Here is an 18,825-nt window from a genome sequence, read left to right on the forward strand (position 1 = left end):
CATGCAGATGAACGAACCAGACGCCCACTTCGGCGCACACATTGGTGGCGGGCGCCGCGTCATCGGCGACGTGATCCTCGACCTGAAAAACATCTCGCTGTCATTCGGCGGCGTGAAGGCGCTAACCGATATCTCCTTCGACGTGAGGAAGCACGAGATCCGCGCCATCATCGGCCCCAATGGCGCCGGCAAAAGTTCGATGCTCAACGTGATCAACGGCGTCTATCGCCCGCAACAAGGCGAGATCGTTTTTCGCGGCCAGCACCGCAAGAACATGGATTGCCACAGCGCCGCCAAGGCGGGCATCGCGCGCACCTTCCAGAATATCGCGCTGTTCAAGGGGATGACGGTCCTCGACAACATCATGACCGGCCGTAACCTGAAGATGAAGTCCAACTTCCTGATGCAGGCGCTGTACTGGGGACCGGCGCGGCGCGAAGAGGTCGCGCACCGCGTCAAGGCCGAGGAGATCATCGATTTCCTGGAGATCCAGGCGATCCGCAAAACGCCCGTTGGACGCCTGCCCTACGGCCTGCAAAAGCGCGTGGAGCTGGGCCGCGCGCTGGCCGCCGAGCCGGAGATACTGCTGCTGGACGAGCCGATGGCCGGCATGAACGTCGAAGAAAAGCAGGACATGTGCCGTTTTATCCTCGACGTCAACGACCAATTCGGCACCACCATCGTCTTGATCGAGCACGATATGGGCGTAGTGATGGATATCTCGGACCGCGTGGTGGTGCTCGACTACGGCCGCAAGATCGGCGACGGCACGCCGGACCAGGTGCGCGGCAATCAGGATGTGATCAACGCCTATCTTGGAGTCGCCCACGAATGAACATCAATTTCTTCTTCGAGGTGCTGATCGGCGGCCTGCTGTCCGGCGTCATGTACGCGCTGGTGGCGATCGGTTTTGTGCTGATTTACAAGGCATCCGGCGTGTTCAACTTCGCGCAGGGCGCGATGGTGTTCTTCGCCGCGCTGACCTGCGTCGGCATCATGGATAAATTCGGCGTGTCGCTGTGGGTGGCGATACCACTGACGATCGTGGTGATGATACTGCTCGGGATGGCGATCGAACGGGTGGTGCTGCGGCCATTGGTCAACCAGCCAGAGATCACGCTGTTCATGGCCACCATCGGCCTGGCCTTCTTCATCGAGGGGCTGGCGCAGCTGATGTGGGGCAACCAGGTGCACAAGCTGGAACTGCCGATCGAAGACGTGCCGTCGGAATACCTGATGGAGAACTTCAACCTGCTGGTGTCGCAGTTCGACATCATGGCGGCGGCGGTGTGCGGCATCCTGGTTACCTCCCTGGCGCTGCTGTTCTCCAAGACCAAGGTGGGCCGCGCGCTGCGCGCCGTCGCCGACGACCATCAGGCCGCGCTGGCGGTGGGCATTCCGCTGCAGCGCATCTGGGCGGTGTTGTGGGCCGTGGCGGGCGTGGTGGCGCTGGTGGCCGGCCTGCTGTGGGGAGCGCGCAATGGCGTGCAGTTCGCGCTGACCTTCGTGGCGCTGAAGGCGCTGCCGGTGCTGATCCTGGGCGGCTTTACATCGATGCCGGGGGCGATCGTCGGCGGCCTGATTATCGGCGCGTCGGAAAAACTGGCCGAGGTGTATATCGGCCCGCTGGTCGGCGGCGGCATCGAAGGCTGGTTCCCGTACGTGCTGGCGCTGATGTTCCTGCTGGTGCGGCCGGAAGGCCTGTTCGGCGAAAAAATCATCCGCAGAATTTAAGAGGCGAACATGCTCTATCGCGAAGCAGGACAATTCAAGACCAGCTATCAGGCCGACAGCCAGATCTTCCCTATTTTGCAGGACCGCGTGGCGATGCTCGCGTTGCTGGTCGTCGCCATCGTGGTGGTGCCGCTGGTGGCGTCGCCGTACGCGCTGTCGGCGATTCTGATTCCATTTTTGATCTTCTCGCTCGCCGCGCTCGGGTTGAACATCCTGACCGGCTATGCAGGCCAGCTCTCGCTGGGCACCGCCGCCTTCATGGCGGTGGGCGCCTTCGCCTCGTATAACTTCGTCGCCCGCATTCCAGGCATTCCGGTGCTGGTGGCCTTCGTGCTAGGGGGCCTGAGCGCGGCGGCGGTGGGCATCGCCTTCGGCCTGCCGTCGCTGCGGATACGCGGCTTCTACCTGGCCGCGTCGACCCTGGCCACGCAGTTCTTCGTAATCTGGTGCCTGACCAAGATCCCCTACCTGACCAACTACAGCGCGTCCGGCGTCATCACGGCGCAAAAAATCGTCATCCTCGGCTACCAGTTCGATACGCCGGACCGCAAATACCTGTTGGTGCTCGGGGTGGTGGCGGTGATGGCGCTGCTGGCCAAGAACATGGTGCGCTCCAACGTTGGCCGCTCCTGGATGGCGGTGCGCGACATGGACGTGGCGGCGGAGGTGATCGGCTTCCGGCTGATGCGCACCAAGCTGCTGGCGTTCGCGGTCAGCTCCCTCTACTGCGGCGTGGCCGGCGCGCTGTATGCCTTCGCCTATCTGGGCACCGTGGAACCGGAGGCCTACAACCTCGATCTGTCGTTCCGCATCCTGTTCATGATCATCATCGGCGGCGTCGGTTCGATCCTCGGCTCCTTCCTTGGCGCCGCCTTCATCGTGCTGCTGCCGGTACTGCTCAATATTCTGGCACACAGCCTGTCGCTGCCGAACAGCGTCGCGTCCAACCTGGAGTTGATGGTGTTCGGCGCCTTGATCATATTTTTCCTGATCGTCGAGCCGCACGGCCTGGCGCGTTTGTGGCAAATCGGTAAAGAGAAACTGCGCCTGTGGCCTTTCCCGCACTGAGCGTAGTCATACCCAGCGTAGTAAACCAAGAGGAGACAACAATGAAAATCATCGCATCGTTCGCACTTGGAGCCGCCCTTGTCGCAACCATCGCGCCCGCGCTGGCGCAGCAGGCAGCCGGACAGTACGTCGCCCTGCCCTCGTACCGCGTCGGCCCTTACGCGGCGGGCGGTTCCGGCTTTTACGGCGGCATCATCGACTACTTCAACCTGGTCAACCTGGCGGGCGGCGTCAATGGCGTCAAGATCGGCTGGGAGGAATGCGAAACCGAATACAACCCGTCGCGCGGCGTCGAATGCTACGAGCGGTTGAAGACCAAGAACGGCGGCGCCACGCTGGTCGAGCCGCTGTCCACCGGTGTCGCCTACGGTGTGCTCGACCGCCTGCCGACCGATAAGATCCCGATGACGATGATCGGCTACGGCCGCTCCGACGCCGCCAACGGCAAGGTCTTCCCCTACGTCTTCCCGCTCATCACGAGCTACTGGAACCAGGCGGCCGGCATGATCAAATACCTGGGCGACAAAAACGGCGGCATGGACAAACTCAAAGGCAAGAAGATCGTGCATCTCTACCACGACTCGGCCTTCGGCAAGGAGCCCTTGCCGGTGCTGGAGGCGCTGTCCAAACAATACGGGTTTGAACTGATCAAAATCCCCGTCACGCCGCCGGGCAGCGAGCAGCAATCGCAATGGCTGCAGATCCGCCAGGCCAAGCCGGATCACGTGATCCTGTGGGGCTGGGGGTCGATGAACGCGGTGGCGATAAAAACCGCGCAGCGCAACGGCTTCCCGCGCGAGAAAATGCTCGGCGTCTGGTGGGCGGGATCGGAGGAAGATACGGTGCCGGCAGGCGATGCCGCCAAAGGCTACAGCGCTATGACCTTCAACACCCCGGGCAACTACCCGGTGATGGATGACATCAGAAAAAAACTCTACGAAGCCGGCAAGGGCAATCTGGCCGACCGCAACCGCATCGGCTCCGTGTACCACATGCGCGGCGTCAGCGCGGCCATCCTGTGGGTCGAGGCGATGCGCACCGCGCAGGAGAAGTTCGGCAAGGGCAAAGCGGTCACCGGCGAGCAAATGCGCTGGGGCCTGGAAAACCTCAACGTCGACGAAGCGCGCCAGAAAGCCATCGGCGCGCTCGGCATGCTACCGGTGGTGAAGACCAGCTGCGACGACCACGAAGGCTCCGGCGCGGTGAAAGTCCAGCAGTGGGACGGCAAAAAGTGGACCGCCATCACGCCCAACTGGGTCGTCGGCGACAAGGCGCTCACGCGCAAGCTGCTGGAAGAAAGCTCCGCGACCTATGCGGCCGAGAAAAAAATCACCCCTGCTTGCGCAAAATGACGCCTTACCTCTCCGTCAACAACGTGGAAGTGATCTACGACCATGTGATCCTGGTGCTGAAGGGCGTGTCGCTACAGGTCCCGCAGGGGAAAATCGTGGCGCTGCTGGGGGCCAACGGCGCCGGCAAGTCCACCACCTTGAAGACCATCTCCACCCTGCTGCGCGGAGAGCGCGGCGACGTCACCAAGGGCGACGTGCAATTCAAGGGCGAACGCATCGACCAGCTCACGCCCAATGAACTGGTCAAGCGTGGCCTGTCGCAGGTGATGGAGGGCCGCCACTGCTTCGGCCACCTGACCATCGAGGAAAACCTGCTGACCGGCGCCTACACGCGCAGCCTGTCGCGCGCGGAGCTCAAGGAATCGCTGGACAAGGTGTACCACTACTTCCCGCGATTGAAGGAGCGCCGCACCAGCCAGGCCGGCTACACCTCGGGCGGCGAACAGCAGATGTGCGCGATCGGCCGGGCGCTGATGGCCAAGCCGTCGATGATTTTGCTGGACGAGCCCTCGATGGGCATCGCGCCGCAGATCGTCGACGAGATATTCGGCATCGTGAAGGACTTGAACGGCAAGGAGAACGTCTCCTTCCTGCTGGCGGAGCAGAACACCAGCATCGCCCTGCGCTACGCCGATTTCGGCTACATCCTGGAAAACGGCCGCGTTGTGATGGAGGGCGCGGCCGCCGACCTGGCCAGCAACGAGGACGTCAAGGAGTTTTACCTCGGCGTGTCCGGCGCCGGCCGCAAGAGCTTCCGCGACATGAAATTTTACCGCCGCCGCAAACGCTGGCTGGCCTGAGGAATCTGCGCATGAATATCAAACAAGCCAAGACCCTCTGCCGCTCCCTGCCCGGCGCCACCGAGGACGTCAAATGGGAAACCAATCTGGTGTTCTCGGTCGGCGGCAAGATGTTCGCCGTCACCGAGAACGACGACAAAGCCAAAGGCATCAGCTTCAAGGTGGATGACGACCGCTTCCTGGAATTGACGGACCGCCCCGGCATCATTCTAGCGCCGTACCTGGCGCGCGCCAGATGGGTCTACGTCGAAGAGCTTAAATCCATCGGCGACGCCGAGGCGGCGGAACTGCTGAAACGCTCGTACGAACTGGTGTTCGCCAAACTGACCAAAAAACTGCAGCGCGAAATCGGAGGACAGCAATGATGACGGATACCCTGGACAGCCTGGAACTACGCCCGCCCGAACAACGCGAGCGCGAACTGATGGCCCGCTTGCCGCAGCTGGTGGCGCGCGCGAAGGCCGCCGCCGGCTGGTCGCGAATACTGAAGGACGTGAACGCGGCCGACATCACCAGCCGCGCCGCGCTGGCGACGTTGCCGGTGACGCGCAAATCCGAACTGCACGCGCTGCAAAAGCTGCAGCCTCCGTTCGGCGGCCTGAATACGACGCCGGTGGGGCAGTTGGCACGCCTGTACATGTCGCCCGGGCCGATCTTCGACCCCGAAGGCAAGGGCAAGGACTGGTGGCGTTTCGGCCGCCCCATGTACGCGGCCGGCGTGCGTCCCGGCGGCCTGCTGCAAAACTGCTTCTCCTACCACTTCACGCCGGCGGCCTTCATGGTCGAAGGCGGCGCCGCGCGCATCGGCTGCACCGTGATCCCGGCCGGCAGCGGCCAGACCGAGATGCAGGTGCAGGCGATCAGCGAGCTGCGGCCGGACACCTATGTCGGCACGCCGTCGTTCCTGAAGATCATCATCGAGAAGGCGCAGGAAATGGGGGCCGACATCAGCAGCATGACCAAGGCCCTGATGGGCGCCGAGGCGCTGCCCGAATCGCTGCGCGAGTGGTTCGTCAACAACGGCGTGCCGCATGTGCTGCAAACCTACGCCTCCGCCGACATCGGCAGCATCGCTTTCGAAACGCGCAGCGGCGACGTGCGCCATCCAGGCATGGTGCTCGATGAAGACGTAATCCTGGAAATCGTCCGCCCCGGCAGCGGCGATCCGGTGGCGGCGGGCGAAATCGGCGAGGTGGTGGTCACCGTTTTCAACCCCGACTATCCGCTGATCCGCTTCGCCACCGGCGACCTGTCGGCGGTGTTGACCGGCGTGCCCGATTCGCCGTGCGGCCGCACCAACACCCGCATCAAGGGCTGGCTGGGGCGCGCCGACCAGACCACCAAGGTGCGCGCGATGTTCGTCCACCCGTCGCAGGTGCATGAGGTGACGCGCCGCCATCCGGAAATCGTCAAGGCGCGGCTGGTGATCTCCGGGCGCATGGCGCAGGACGTGATGACCCTGCACTGCGAGGTGGCCGATCCCGGCGCCGCCAGCGGCGCGGCCATCGTCGAATCGATCCGCGAGCTCACCAAACTGCGCGGCGAGGTGCGCTTCGCCGCCGTCGGCAGCCTGCCCGGCGACGGCAAGGTGATCGACGACGTACGGGATTACACGTAGGGCTGCGGCAAATCCTGTGGCGGGATAGCAACGATGAGCGGGGCGCGGGGATATGGCGGATAATATCGTTCTTCAACATGTTTTAGAAGCCGAAGAAGACCATGCAAGACTTCCACCACAACCGCGCCCGCGCCCTGCTGGAGAACGCGGAAGAGCTGTTCAATAAAGAGACCGTCGACGGCGCCGTCAGCGCGATGGCCGACACCCTCAACGCCCGTTTCAATCAGGCCGACAGCGAGGAATTCCCGCTGGTGCTGGGCGTGATGGGCGGCGCGGTGGTCTTCACCGGAAACCTGCTGCCGCAGCTGACGTTCCCGCTCGAATTCGACTACATCCACGTCAGCCGCTACGGCGACGACGACCAGGGCGGACAAGTGGTGTGGAAAGTGGTGCCGCGGTCGAACGTGGCCGGCCGCGTCGTCATCGTGTTGGACGATATCCTGGACGAAGGCGAAACGCTGGCCCACGTCAAACAGCGCCTGCTGGACATGGGCGCGGCCGAAGTGGTGCTGGCCGTCTTCGCCGACAAAGCGATCGGCAAACCCAAGCCGGTCAAGGCGGACATCGTCGGCATCACGATTCCCAACCGCTTCGTGGTCGGATTCGGCATGGACGCATACGGCTACTGGCGCAATCTGCCGGGCTTGTGGGCGATCCAGACCGAGAACCAATAACGGAATCCTACGGCTGCAATCCCCACGTATCGACGAATTTGCGGATACCGTTGGGATGCTCCTTTTTCCAAGCCTCGAACTCGGGGCGGTAGGACTCCTTGTACAGCAATATCAGAAGGCCGGCCTCCAGTTGATCGGCCTTGGCCAGCGTTTGCATGGCGATCAAGCCTGGATCGGTGAGCGCTTCGCCGCCCTTTGCCTCGATCTCGCTGGCCGCTTTCATCGCCCCCTCCCATGACGCCAGCTCGATGGCGAACGGCGAGCCGGTGACGTTGTCCGCGCGGTTTTTAGCGCGGATGCTCGCCTCTCTCATGCCTAGCATCAGCCAAGCCCCGGCATCGGCCGTTTTCTGCTCGCCCGGCCCGCCGCTGAAAGTGGAGTCGAGTTTGACGGTCGGCTTGCCCGTGGCCGGATCGAGCGTCACGCTGGATTTGCGCACCAAACCCAAAGGCTTGAGCGGCGTGCCGGCCGCCGCGCGCAGGTGCGCCAGCTTGCCCCAGTTGGGCATCTGGCTCGGTTGCGCGGCGATCCCGTTCAGCAGCGCCTCCTCGGCGGCGGCGCGCTTGCCCTGCGCGCCCAGCGCGTCCGACAGGAATCGCCAGCCCTGGCTATTGAGCGGCTCGATCGTCACGCCTTTGCGGAACAGCTGCTCCGCCTCGGCCCATTTTTTCTGCGCGAAGTAGCAATCGCCGGCGTAAATCCAGGCGGTGGAATACAGCGGGTCGGCCTGCGCGGCCTGCAGATACTTTTCGCGCGCCTGGTCCAGCCTTCCGGCGACGAAAAGCTGCTCGCCTTCGTGCTTCAGGTTTGCAGCCTGCGCGGTCGGTTCGTGCAGCGGCGCCGGTTTTTCCTCGGACAGCATGCGCAGCACCTCCTGCGCGATCGGATCGCGCGGCGCCAGCTTCAGCGCCTGCTGCGCGAGGGCCTCCGACTGCGCGCGCCACTGGGATTTTTTCTCGGCGTCGGTTTGCAGGATCGATAAAAAATAGATCGCGTTGGCCAGCTTCGACAACGGCACCGAGGATGTCGGATCGGCTTTCGCGGCCGCCTCATAGCTGCGCAACGCCTCGCCGGCCTTGCGCTGCGACAGCAGCGTATCGCCCTCCTGCAGCAGCGCGGCGGCGGCGTCGTTGATGGGTAGTTGCGCCAAGGCCGAGGGCGCGAAACATAGCAGCGAGAAAGACAGGCAGACAGACACCGGCAGCGAGCGCAACTTGAACATCATTCAATCCCATTTTTTGACAAGGTTGAATTAATTATAAGTTGTTTCGGCAGGCATACTCCACGGCGCGGCTCAGCGGCGGGCTCCAACAGCGGGGGTCAGTGCCGACATTCGGACATTGGGGAACTGTTAAGCATTGAAAAAGTTCCCCATTTTCGCCATTTGTCCGAATGTCGGACCTGACCCCGGGGGTTTAGAGCGCCAAACGGGCGCGGGCGGCGTCGTATTCGGCTTTCAGGCGCGCGACCATCTCGGCGGTGGTTGGCACGTCGTCCATCAGGCCCACGCCCTGGCCGGCGCCCCAGATGTCGCGCCAGGCCTTGGCGCTGCTCGAGCCGAAGTTCATCGAGCTCTTGTCGGCCTGCGGCAGCGCGTCCGGGTCCAGGCCGGCGTTGATGATGGATTTCTTCAGGTAGTTGCCGTGCACACCCGTGAACAGGCTCGAATAGACGATGTCGGCGGCCGACGATTCGACGATGGCGTCGCGGTAGTCGTCGCTGACGTTCGATTCCTTGGTGGCGAGCCAGCGCGAGCCGATGTAGGCGAAGTCGGCGCCCATCGCCTGCGCGGCCAGGATCGCGTCGCCGGTGGCGATCGCGCCGGACAGGGCGATCGGGCCCTTGAAGAATTTGCGCACCTCGCCCACCAGCGCGAACGGCGACAAGGTACCGGCATGGCCGCCGGCGCCGCTGGCGACCAGGATCAGGCCGTCGACGCCCGCTTCCAGCGCTTTTTCGGCGTGGCGGATCGATACGATGTCGTGCATGACGATGCCGCCGTAGCTGTGGATCGCGTCCAGCATCTCCTTCGGCGGCGCGCGCAGCGAGGAGATGATGATCGGGACCTGGTGCTTGACGCAGACTTCGACGTCATGCGCCAGGCGGTCGTTCGACTGGTGCACGATCTGGTTGACGGCGATCGGGCCGACGCGCTTGCCCGGATTGGCGATCTGGTAGTCGGCCAGTTCGTTTTGCAGGTCGGTCAGCCAGACGTCGAGCATTTCCGCCGGGCGGGCGTTCAGCGCCGGGAAGGAGCCGACGATGCCGGCCTTGCACTGCGCCGCCACGAGCGCGGGGCCGCTGGCGATGAACATCGGGGAGGCGATTACTGGAAGTGAAAGATTTTGCAACGCTGCAGGCAGGGCCATGGCGAACTCGCTGACGTAAGTTGATCGGAGTGTAACGGTCTGCGACGATTATAGACCGGAAATAGTACGGTCGTGCCAAAAATAGGTGGATTGCTCTAGAAGTCGCCATGGCCGCCGGCGGCTCGTGGCCGACCACGCGCCGCGCGCTGATCGGCCCTGCGCGGATCAGTGATTGAGTAAGTGCTCACCCTCGATGCGAGCCGCTACGCTGCGCACCAACTTCTTCACCGCCCACGTTGCCAGCGCTTCCGGCGTCTGCTTTAAAAAGCGCGCGTTGGCCGCCTCGAACACCGGCATCGCCAGCAGCAGCGCCGGCACGTCGGTCAACGCGATCCGCTGCCGCTCCAGCAGCAGGAACTTCAGCAGCACCTTGATCGCGTTCTGCGCGTTGCGCACCGGGTCCGCCTCCAGATACGCCAGACGCGACCTGGCCCGCGCCAGCGCGCCTTCGACATCGCTGAACGGCCGGCCGTGCCCGGGAATCACCAGCCGCACATCCAGTCCCGCGATCACATCGAGCGTGGCGCGCGCCTCGGCGAAACCGGATTCGCCATCGAGCTCCGGGAAGATCACGCCGAAGCCGTTCTCCCACAGCGCGTCGGCCGATACCAGCAGGCGCTCCGCCGGACAGTAAAAAATCAGCGAATGCGGATCGTGCCCCGGCGCGCCCAGCGCCCGCCACGCCATGCCGCCCAAGGTCAGCACGTCGCCCGGGGCGACGGTGGCGTCGAAGGTGAACCGCTCGCAGCGCGGGCCGGTGGCCTTGAAACTGAGCGCGTCGACGTCCCAGTCCCGCACCTTGTCGGCCTCGGCGACCGGAATGGCGACGCGGCTGCCGTAATGCGCCTGCAAGGTGGCGTTGCCGCCGCAATGGTCGGAATGCAGATGAGTGTTGAGCACCAGGTCGAGATGGCGGCCTTGCAGCGCGTGCCGCACCAGGTCCAGCGTTTGCGGCGCGTGCGTCAGATAGCCGGTGTCGATCAGGGCGGTGTCGTCGCGCCCCAACAACAGCACGTTGTTGGAGGACAGCCAGCCCCGCTCGAACACCTGGATCGAGGCCGGCAGCGCGCTCATTGCTGGAAATCGTCGTCGAAATCGACGGTCGGCTCGCGCCGGCGGATCTCGGCCCAGACGCCCCGTTTGTAGTCGTCGTCCGCCTTGGACCAGTTGACGATTTCCTCGATGGTGCGCAGGCATCCCATGCAATAACGGCGCTCGGCATCCATCTTGCACAGGCTGACGCAGGGCGACGGGACGGGGGTGGCCAGCTCGGGCGCGGCGCCCGGAACGGCTAAGTTAGTTGGATCACTCATGCCGACATTATGGACCGAATGCGCTTGACTTGGGGAACGCGAAGCCTATACTACCATCCATGTAGATGGTAACCAGATGGAGACGTATGGCTAAGCAAGAACTAAAACTGAAGACCGCCGAATCGGAAAAGATCACGATCAACCTCGGTCCGATCGACCTGGGGCAGATCGATTTGCTGGTGCAGGAGGGGTTTTATTCCAACCGCACCGATTTGATCCGGACGGCGATCCGCAATCAGTTGAACGAGCACGCCGAAGTGGTGAAGCAAACGGTGGCGCGCAAAAGCCTGGTGCTCGGAATGCAACATTACACCCGCTCGGATCTTGAAGCGGTGCAGGCGGCCGGCCAGCGGCTGCAGATACAGGTACTTGGTTTGGCCAGTATCGCCAGCGACGTGTCGGTCGAACTGGCGCTGGCGACCATCGATTCGATTTTTGTACTAGGTTCGCTCCACGCCAGCGCGGTGATCAAAACCGCATTAGCCCAACGAATCCACTAAAGGACAGCTATGAAACTACCGTTTATGTCGAGCGTGCGCAGTGCCGCACAAAAGCTCATTAACAAGGGCGCCACGGCCGCCGTGCAGAAAGCCATGGAAAGCATGATCGAAATGCAGCAAAAGCAGCAGCAACAGCGTGCGGCCGGACCGCAACCGGCGTCGCCGTCGCCATCGGCGCCGCAGCCGTCGGCGCAACCGCCTATGCGTGACATTAACCCGCCGCCGGAATACGTGGCGCCGCGCTCCGCGCCCCAGGCTGCGGCCGATGGCGCGCGCGTGCATGCCGACTCGACGGCGAAACCGGCCGCCCAAGGCGCCGCCGAACCGCAGCCGCAGGCCGCGCCGGCCAGCGCCCCCAATCCGGCCACCAATCCGACCGAGTACGCGCAGGACATGCTGAACCGGATGGGCATCAAGATCGACCTGCAAGCCAATATGCCGGGCAATTTCAACATGGACTTCGGTTCGATGATGAATCCGGCGCCGGCCGCCGCGCTGCCGGAAGGCGCGCAATTCATCAGCGGCAGCTATGCCAACCACGCCGGCAGCCGCAATTACAAGCTGTATGTGCCGTCGACCTATACCGGCCAGGCCATGCCGCTGCTGGTGATGCTGCACGGCTGCACGCAGAACCCCGACGATTTCGCCGCCGGCACGCAGATGAACCAGGTGGCCGAGGAGATGGGCTGCTTCGTCGCCTATCCGGAGCAGACGTCCGGCGCCAACCACTCCAAGTGCTGGAACTGGTTCAACGCCATCGACCAGCAGCACGGCCAGGGCGAGCCGTCGATCATCGCCGGCATCGCGCAGCAGATCATCGACGAGTATCCGGTCAACGAGCGCCAGGTTTACATCGCCGGGCTGTCGGCCGGCGGCGCGATGGCGGTCATCGTCGGCACCTTGTACCCGGAGCTGTTCGCGGCGGTGGGCGTGCATTCGGGCCTGCCGTTCGCCTCGGCGCAGGATTTGCCGTCGGCGCTGAGCGCCATGAAGCGCGGCGCCAGCAGCTCGCGCAAGGCCGGCAACGGCTCGCAGCCGATCATCGTGTTCCACGGCGATAGCGACACCACCGTCAACCCGCGCAACGGCGAGCAGGTGATCGAGCAAAGCCTGCACAGCCATCAAGGCGCGCCGTCGATCCAGTCGGGCAGCGTGCCGAACGGCCACCGCTATACGCAGACGACGCACACCAAGGCCGACGGCTCGCCGCTGGGCGAACATTGGGTGGTGCACGGCGCCGGCCACGCATGGTCGGGCGGCAGCGCCCACGGCACCTACACCGACGCCAAAGGCCCGGACGCCAGCCGCGAGATGGTGCGGTTCTTCCGCACCGTCAGTTAGTCGGTCGAGCGGTCCGCATCGGGCTTGGGATGATCGGCGATGTGCTGCCTTAGGCACGCCGGGCACCAGCAACTGGCGCCCGGGGCCGACGGCACCGGCAGCGACGCCGGCAAAAAGGTGCACCAGCAGGGCTGCGCCGCCGCGGCGGGATCGGCGTCCACCATGGCGCACGAGAAGTCGGCGCCGCAGCGCGAGCAGGTACTCATATGGCGGCAGGTTGGCTGGTCATGCGGTCCAGCGTATCGGATGATCTCGGAAAATACAACCGGATAGCCCTATAATGCGTAACTGATCGCAGCGATCGCAGCCACAGGCTGTAAAATTGCACAAAATTTTTAACCGGACTCGCCATGACCCAACTGACTAACCTTAACTTAGGCATGAATGACGACTTGACCGCGGTGTCGCCGCAGATCAAGGCACAGATTCTGGCCGAGGCCCTGCCCTACATCCGCAATTTCCATGGCAAGACCATTGTCATCAAATACGGCGGCAATGCGATGACCGACGAGCGCCTGAAACACGGCTTCGCCCGCGATGTCATTTTGCTCAAACTGGTGGGCATGAATCCGGTCGTGGTGCACGGCGGCGGTCCGCAAATCGACAACGCGCTGAAAAAAATCGGCAAGCAGGGCACCTTCGTGCAGGGCATGCGCATCACCGACGAAGAAACCATGGAAGTGGTGGAGTGGGTGCTCGGCGGCGAAGTCCAGCAGGACATCGTGATGCTGATTAATCACTACGGCGGCCAGGCCGTGGGCCTGACCGGCAAGGACGGTGGCCTGATCCGCGCCAAGAAGATGGCGATGCCGGACAAAGAGAATCCAGGCCAGTTCCTCGACATCGGCTTCGTCGGCGAGATCGACGCCATCAATCCGGCGGTCGTCAAGGCGCTGCAGGACGACGCCTTCATCCCGATCATTTCGCCGATCGGCTTCGGCCAGGATGGCCAGGCGTACAACATCAACGCCGACGTCGTCGCCGGCAAAATCGCGGAAATCCTGAAAGCCGAAAAGCTGATCATGATGACCAACATCGCCGGCGTGCAGGACAAACAGGGCAACCTGGTGACCGACCTGTCGGCGCGCGAGATCGACGAGATGTTCGCCGACGGGACGATTTCGGGCGGCATGCTGCCTAAAATTTCATCAGCGCTGGACGCCGCGAAGTCCGGCGTCAACACGGTTCACATCATCGATGGGCGAATTGAGCACTCTTTATTGCTCGAGGTGTTGACCGAACAGGCATTTGGAACTATGATCCGGTCTCACTGAAAAAACGGCGATGCACGTTTCGCCGCGTTTTTGAGTGCATCGCCATACCAGTACGCCCTTTTAGCTCAGTGGTAGAGCACTCCCTTGGTAAGGGAGAGGCCACGTGTTCAATCCACGTAAAGGGCACCATCTCCCGCATCACCCCGCCGCCGCACCCTTCCCCGCCTGTAATTGACTGTTTAATAAATCCGCTCCACCGTCATGCCGCGTTGGCGCAGCAGTTCCGGCACGCTTCCCTTGCCGATCAAATGCAGCACGCCGATCGCCGCGACGCTGTTGTTTTCACGCGCCATCAGCTTTGCCATGCTATCGGCCAGCGCCGGATTGCGTCCGTCCAGCAGCACCTTTTGCACGAAGCGGCCGGAGAAGCTGTCGTCGCGCTCCGCCTGGGCCGCCAGCGCGTCGAGCGCCTTGATGTCGGCGGTGCGCCAGGCCTCGGCGATCTCGCGCGCCTGCCTGGCCTGTTCCTTGTCCTCGATGCCGGCGATGGTCTCCTGCAGGAACAGCAGCTGCTCGGCCGGCGACAGATTGCCGAACAGGCCCATTTGGCCCTCCGGCGATTCCAGCTCGATGACTTTCTGGCCACGGTCGTGCGCCTGCCTGGCCAGGTGCGCGTCGACCGCCAGCGTGGCGTCGTAGCCCTGGCTGGCGAATTCGCTCACCGTCAGCAGACTGGCGACCAGCCATGGCTTCATCGCCGCCACGGTCTCCGGCTCGATCTTGTACTGCTTGAGCAGCGCGTCGAGCCGGCGCCGCCATTCCGGCGACAACGACGGCGCGGCGGCGCCGGGACCGACCAGCCCATACTTCTGCACCGCGCGCGCCAGTTTTTGCGGATCGGCCAGCGGATCGATTTCCAGCGCCAGCACCGGCGCGTGCTTCAACGCGGCGGCCACGCGCGGCTCGAGCGGGTAGAAATCCCTTGAGCCGACGTGGATGGTGCCGAACAGGTATAGCGCATGTTCTCCGCTGCGAACCTTGAACAACGCGCCACGGTTGGGCGCCCGCTCCTGGCCCGCCGTCTGGTCCGCCGCCCGGGCCGGGCCGAGGGCAAAGCAGAACAAACTGCAGAACATCACTATAATCTGGCGTCGCATGGCTTCCTTTGTTGATTGGTCTCCCGTGAATATTACTCGTAACTCACCCGTGTGGTTGTTCGATCTCGACAATACACTGCACAACGCCTCCCACGCCATCTTCCCCGCGATCATGGCCAACATGAACGTCTATATCGCCCGTGTGCTGGGCGACGGCGTCACGCCGGCCAGCGAGGAGATCGTCAACGCCGCGCGCACCAAGTACTGGCGCAGGTACGGCGCGACGATACTGGGACTGGTCAAGCACCATGGCGTGATCCCGGCCCATTTCCTGCACGAGACCCACGCGCTGGCCGAGATGGCGCAGATGATCCGCGCCGAGCGCGGACTGCGCCAGCTGATGCGCCGCCTGCCCGGGCGCAAAATCCTGCTGACCAACGCGCCGCACCGCTATTCGACGCAGGTGCTGCGGCATCTGGGCCTGCACCGCGAATTCGGCCACCACGTCTCGGTCGAATCGATGACGGTGCACCGGCAGATGCGTCCCAAGCCGTCCAAACTGATGCTGCGCCACCTGATGCGCCGCCACCGCCTGACGCCGCAGCGCTGCATCCTGGTCGAGGACACGCTGGCCAATCTGCGCAGCGCCCACGCGCTGGGCATGCGCACCGCGTGGATCACCCAGTACCTGACCATCGGCGACACCGCCGGCCTGGCGCATCCCCAAAAAAGGTTAATTCGCCCCGCTTATGTCGATGTCAAAGTAAAATCTGTCAGGAATCTGCCGGCACGCCTGCACCATCTGCGCTGATTCCCCTCTTTTTCGACACCTATCCGCGAGATCACATGGCAAGCACACCGCCGGGCCAGCGCCGCCTTGAAATCCTCCGAGCGCTGGCGGAGATGCTGGAACAGCCCAAGGGCGACAAGATCACCACCGCCGCGCTGGCGCGCAAGCTCGCGTTTTCCGAGGCCGCGCTGTACCGGCACTTCGCCAGCAAGGCGCAGATGTTCGAGGGGCTGATCGAATTCATCGAGTCCACCGTCTTCGGCCTGATCAACCAGATCGCCGAACGCCAGGCCGACGGCCTGACGCAGGCGCGCGACATCGTCGGCATGCTGCTGCAATTCGCCAGCCAGAATCCGGGCATGACGCGGGTGCTGATCGGCGAGGCGCTGGTCAACGAGGACGAACGCCTGCAACTGCGCATGAACCAGTTCTACGACCGCATCGACCTGGCGCTCAAACAGGCGTTGCGGCAGTCGGTGGCGGAAGGGCAGGCGCAGGAGGGCGAGGTGCAGGCGCGCGCCGGCATGCTGACCAGTTTTGTCATCGGCCGCTGGCACCGGTATGCCAAAAGCGGATTCAAGAACAACCCGTCGCAGGACGCCCCGCTGCAAATCGCCTTGCTGTTATCGTAGATGGAAATGAACGCTGAATGTTTCGCGCTGCTGGACGACGCCAGCCCCGGTAGCGGCAGCGCCGGGGGCGAAGGCGCGCCAGCCGCCGCCGCGCGCTCGCGCCTGTACACCGGGCATCTGGGCACGCTGCGCTGCGACGACATCGGCCAGTGGCCGCAAGTGCTCGAGCAAATGCGCGCGGCGCTCACGCGCGGCGAATACGCGGTCACCTTGTGCGCCTATGAGCTGGGCGCGGCGCTGCTCGATATCGGCACCGCCCCGCCGGCCGCCGCGCCGCTGGCGCAAATCCTGCTGTTCAAGGATTGCGCGTCGCTGACCAGCGCCGACGTGGGCGACTGGCTGGCCGCGCGCTCGTTCCCGATCGACCGCCCGGCCGGCATCGCCAACATCGGCGCCAACATCGACCGCCAGGCCTTCGACGCCGCGCTGGCGCGCATCCACGACTACATCGAGGCCGGCGACACCTACCAGGTCAACTACACCTACCGCTTGCGCTTCCACGCCTTCGGCGGCATCCACGCGCTGTACGCGCGCCTGCGCGGGCGCCAGCCGGTGCCCTACGGCGCGCTGGTGGGACTGGAGGACGGCTCGGCCATCCTGTCGCTGTCGCCGGAGCTGTTCGTGCGCCACCAGGACGGCGTGCTGACGGCGCGGCCGATGAAGGGCACGGCGCCGGCCGCGCCGCCGGCGCAGGCGGCCGAGAACATCCTGCGCGCCACGGTGCTGGCGGCCGATCCGAAGAACCGCGCCGAGAACCTGATGATCGTCGACCTGCTGCGCAACGACATCGGCCGCATCGCCCGCACCGGCAGCGTGAAGGTGCCGGCGCTGTTCGAGGTGCACCGCTACAGCAGCGTGCTGCAAATGACGTCGACCGTGACGGCGGAGCTGCGCGACGACGCCACGCTGGCCGACATCTTCGACGCGCTCTATCCGTGCGGCTCGATCACCGGCGCGCCGAAGCGCCGCACGATGGAGATCATCGGCGAGCTGGAACCGGACCCGCGCGGCATCTACACCGGCGCCATCGGCTGGTTCGATCCCGACAAGGAAGGCCAGGTCGGCGACTTCTGCATGTCGGTGCCGATCCGCACCCTTGCGCTGGGCGCGCCGGACGGCGCCGACGGCGTGCGCCGCGGCGAGATGGGCGTGGGCGCCGGCATCGTCTTCGACAGCGACGCCGCCGGCGAATACGCCGAGTGCCAGCTGAAGGCGCGCTTCCTCACCGGCCTGAAAAACGACTTCGAAATCTTCGAGACGATGTACGCCACGCCCCAGGACGGCGCGCGCCACCGCGCGCGGCACCTGAAGCGGCTGGCCGCGTCGGCCGCCTACTTCGGCTACGCGTGGGACGAGGCGGCGGCCAACGCCTATCTGGACACGGCCTGCCGCATGCTGGCGGACGACGCGTCTCGGCCACCGGCGGCCGGCACGGCGTATCGCCTGCGATTGGCGCTCGGCTCATCGGGCGCGTTCTCGGTGCAGCACGCGCCGCTGGCGCCGCTCACGCAGCCGGTGCGCGTGCTGCTGGCCGCCGACGCCACCGCTTCCGGCGACATCTTCCTGCGCCATAAAACCAGCGTGCGCGCGCGTTACGACGCCGCCTGGCGCGACGCCGAGGCGCAGGGCGCGTTCGACACCCTGTTCTTCAACGAGCGCGGCGAGCTGACCGAGGGCGGACGCAGCAGCGTCTTCGTGCGCGTCGACGGCCGCTGGCTGACGCCGGCGCTGCCCTGCGGCGTGCTGCCCGGCGTGATGCGCGGCGTGCTGCTCGACGATCCCGAATGGAACGCCAGCGAGGCGGTGGTCACGCGCGACATGCTGGCGCGCGCGCGAGACATCGTCGTCTGCAACGCCCTGCGCGGCGCGCTGAAAGCGACGCTTTAAAGGTCGACGATCATCTCGAAACCGCCGTAGATCATGCGCTTGCCGTCGAAGGGCATGCGCTTGGGGTCCATGAACTCGGCCAGGCGCGGGTCTTTCATGACTTTTTCGTTGATCTCGTCGCGCTTGGCGCGCGATTCGTAGACGATCCACGAAAACGCCACCACTTCGTTTTCCTTCAAGTCCACGCTCATCGGGAACGAGGTGACCTTGCCGGGCGGGACGTCGTCCCCGATGTTCTCGCGGAATTCGAGCGCGCCGTATTCCTTCCAGACCGCGCCGCAGGCCAGCGACATTTTTTTGTACGCTTCGATGTTTTCTTTCGGGACCGGAATTACAAATCCATCGACATATGCCATGACTGTCTCCTGGTTATTGGGTGAACAATCAGATTAGTCAACTAAGCTTCGGATGACAAGCGACATCACTTAGCGCGAAT

The 18,825-nt window shown here is 64.2% G+C and carries 21 protein-coding genes and 1 tRNA gene; 15 read left to right on the plus strand and 7 right to left on the minus strand.

Features of this window, described 5'->3' with window-relative positions; genetic code table 11:
* The first annotated feature begins 1 nt into the window (after position 1).
* From BMX85_RS22475 to BMX85_RS22510, 8 genes are all read left to right on the plus strand, one after another.
* Positions 2–835 (plus strand): ABC transporter ATP-binding protein, encoded by an 834-nt coding sequence (locus BMX85_RS22475; protein ID WP_373924010.1) that lies wholly within the window; start codon positions 2–4, stop codon positions 833–835.
* A gap of 2 nt (positions 836–837) precedes the next feature.
* A complete protein-coding gene (locus BMX85_RS22480) occupies positions 838–1,734 on the plus strand; it encodes a branched-chain amino acid ABC transporter permease (protein WP_177196871.1) in 897 nt (298 codons plus the stop codon).
* A 9-nt stretch (positions 1,735–1,743) separates the two neighbouring features.
* Complete coding sequence (locus BMX85_RS22485; RefSeq protein ID WP_090324061.1) at positions 1,744–2,802, plus strand: branched-chain amino acid ABC transporter permease; 1,059 nt, start codon at positions 1,744–1,746, stop codon at positions 2,800–2,802.
* A 41-nt stretch (positions 2,803–2,843) separates the two neighbouring features.
* A complete protein-coding gene (locus BMX85_RS22490) occupies positions 2,844–4,154 on the plus strand; it encodes an ABC transporter substrate-binding protein (protein WP_090324064.1) in 1,311 nt (436 codons plus the stop codon).
* Positions 4,151–4,954, plus strand: a complete 804-nt coding sequence (locus tag BMX85_RS22495; RefSeq protein ID WP_090324066.1) for an ABC transporter ATP-binding protein — start codon at positions 4,151–4,153, stop codon at positions 4,952–4,954. Before BMX85_RS22490 ends, BMX85_RS22495 begins: the two co-directional genes overlap by 4 nt.
* 11 nt (positions 4,955–4,965) lie before the next feature.
* On the plus strand, positions 4,966–5,319 hold the full coding sequence (locus tag BMX85_RS22500) for an MmcQ/YjbR family DNA-binding protein (protein ID WP_090324068.1): 354 nt from the start codon (positions 4,966–4,968) through the stop codon (positions 5,317–5,319).
* Positions 5,319–6,572 carry a phenylacetate--CoA ligase family protein gene (locus tag BMX85_RS22505; RefSeq protein ID WP_090324714.1) on the plus strand — a complete coding sequence of 418 codons (1,254 nt, stop codon included), beginning with the start codon at positions 5,319–5,321 and terminating at the stop codon, positions 6,570–6,572. Before BMX85_RS22500 ends, BMX85_RS22505 begins: the two co-directional genes overlap by 1 nt.
* A 101-nt stretch (positions 6,573–6,673) precedes the next feature.
* Positions 6,674–7,246, plus strand: coding sequence for a hypoxanthine-guanine phosphoribosyltransferase (locus BMX85_RS22510; protein WP_090324070.1), 573 nt, complete (start codon positions 6,674–6,676; stop codon positions 7,244–7,246).
* A gap of 7 nt (positions 7,247–7,253) precedes the next feature.
* Here BMX85_RS22510 and BMX85_RS22515 read toward each other — a convergent pair whose 3' ends face one another.
* The 4 genes from BMX85_RS22515 to BMX85_RS22530 all read right to left on the minus strand — a co-directional run bounded on the left by BMX85_RS22515 (position 7,254) and on the right by BMX85_RS22530 (position 10,928).
* Complete coding sequence (locus BMX85_RS22515; protein WP_090324074.1) at positions 7,254–8,471, minus strand: tetratricopeptide repeat protein; 1,218 nt, start codon at positions 8,469–8,471, stop codon at positions 7,254–7,256.
* Positions 8,472–8,661: 190 nt separating this feature from the next.
* Entirely contained in the window at positions 8,662–9,615 is a 954-nt protein-coding gene (locus BMX85_RS22520) for an NAD(P)H-dependent flavin oxidoreductase (RefSeq protein WP_090324076.1), read from the minus strand.
* A 165-nt stretch (positions 9,616–9,780) separates the two neighbouring features.
* Entirely contained in the window at positions 9,781–10,689 is a 909-nt protein-coding gene (locus BMX85_RS22525) for an MBL fold metallo-hydrolase (RefSeq protein ID WP_090324078.1), read from the minus strand.
* A complete protein-coding gene (locus BMX85_RS22530) occupies positions 10,686–10,928 on the minus strand; it encodes a DUF1289 domain-containing protein (RefSeq protein WP_090324079.1) in 243 nt (80 codons plus the stop codon). The genes BMX85_RS22525 and BMX85_RS22530 overlap by 4 nt, the downstream gene beginning before the upstream one ends.
* An 86-nt stretch (positions 10,929–11,014) precedes the next feature.
* On the opposite strand from BMX85_RS22530, the gene BMX85_RS22535 reads away from it, so the two are divergent.
* Together BMX85_RS22535 and BMX85_RS22540 are read left to right on the plus strand one after the other, a co-directional pair.
* On the plus strand, positions 11,015–11,428 hold the full coding sequence (locus BMX85_RS22535) for a CopG family transcriptional regulator (protein WP_090324081.1): 414 nt from the start codon (positions 11,015–11,017) through the stop codon (positions 11,426–11,428).
* 9 nt (positions 11,429–11,437) lie between these two features.
* Positions 11,438–12,769, plus strand: coding sequence for an extracellular catalytic domain type 1 short-chain-length polyhydroxyalkanoate depolymerase (locus BMX85_RS22540; RefSeq protein ID WP_229210630.1), 1,332 nt, complete (start codon positions 11,438–11,440; stop codon positions 12,767–12,769).
* On the opposite strand, the gene BMX85_RS22545 is transcribed toward BMX85_RS22540, so the two are convergent.
* Complete coding sequence (locus tag BMX85_RS22545; protein ID WP_090324083.1) at positions 12,766–12,975, minus strand: cysteine-rich CWC family protein; 210 nt, start codon at positions 12,973–12,975, stop codon at positions 12,766–12,768. The genes BMX85_RS22540 and BMX85_RS22545 overlap by 4 nt on opposite strands.
* Positions 12,976–13,149: 174 nt before the next feature.
* Between BMX85_RS22545 and argB the strand changes: the two genes are divergently transcribed.
* The gene (gene argB, locus BMX85_RS22550) at positions 13,150–14,043 is read left to right on the plus strand and encodes an acetylglutamate kinase (RefSeq protein ID WP_090324085.1); all 894 of its coding nucleotides are present in this window, start codon (positions 13,150–13,152) and stop codon (positions 14,041–14,043) included.
* A gap of 54 nt (positions 14,044–14,097) precedes the next feature.
* Positions 14,098–14,172, plus strand: a tRNA-Thr gene (locus BMX85_RS22555).
* A 50-nt stretch (positions 14,173–14,222) separates the two neighbouring features.
* Here the strand turns inward: BMX85_RS22555 and BMX85_RS22560 are convergent.
* Positions 14,223–15,140, minus strand: coding sequence for a TraB/GumN family protein (locus BMX85_RS22560; RefSeq protein ID WP_229210631.1), 918 nt, complete (start codon positions 15,138–15,140; stop codon positions 14,223–14,225).
* On the opposite strand from BMX85_RS22560, the gene BMX85_RS22565 reads away from it, so the two are divergent.
* Genes BMX85_RS22565 through BMX85_RS22575 form a run of 3 tightly spaced genes read left to right on the plus strand, consistent with a single transcriptional unit; the run spans position 15,139 to position 18,389 of the window.
* Positions 15,139–15,891, plus strand: coding sequence for an HAD-IA family hydrolase (locus BMX85_RS22565; protein WP_090324089.1), 753 nt, complete (start codon positions 15,139–15,141; stop codon positions 15,889–15,891). The genes BMX85_RS22560 and BMX85_RS22565 overlap by 2 nt on opposite strands.
* 35 nt (positions 15,892–15,926) lie before the next feature.
* The gene (gene slmA / locus BMX85_RS22570) at positions 15,927–16,502 is read left to right on the plus strand and encodes a nucleoid occlusion factor SlmA (protein WP_090324091.1); all 576 of its coding nucleotides are present in this window, start codon (positions 15,927–15,929) and stop codon (positions 16,500–16,502) included.
* Between the two features lie 6 nt (positions 16,503–16,508).
* Entirely contained in the window at positions 16,509–18,389 is a 1,881-nt protein-coding gene (locus tag BMX85_RS22575) for a chorismate-binding protein (protein ID WP_090324720.1), read from the plus strand.
* On the opposite strand, the gene BMX85_RS22580 is transcribed toward BMX85_RS22575, so the two are convergent.
* Complete coding sequence (locus BMX85_RS22580) at positions 18,386–18,745, minus strand: DUF1428 domain-containing protein (protein ID WP_090324095.1); 360 nt, start codon at positions 18,743–18,745, stop codon at positions 18,386–18,388. The two genes, BMX85_RS22575 and BMX85_RS22580, sit on opposite strands and share 4 nt — an antisense overlap.
* Between the last annotated feature and the right edge of the window lie 80 nt (positions 18,746–18,825).

Source organism: Duganella sp. CF517, assembly GCF_900110275.1.
GTDB lineage: Bacteria > Pseudomonadota > Gammaproteobacteria > Burkholderiales > Burkholderiaceae_D > Rugamonas.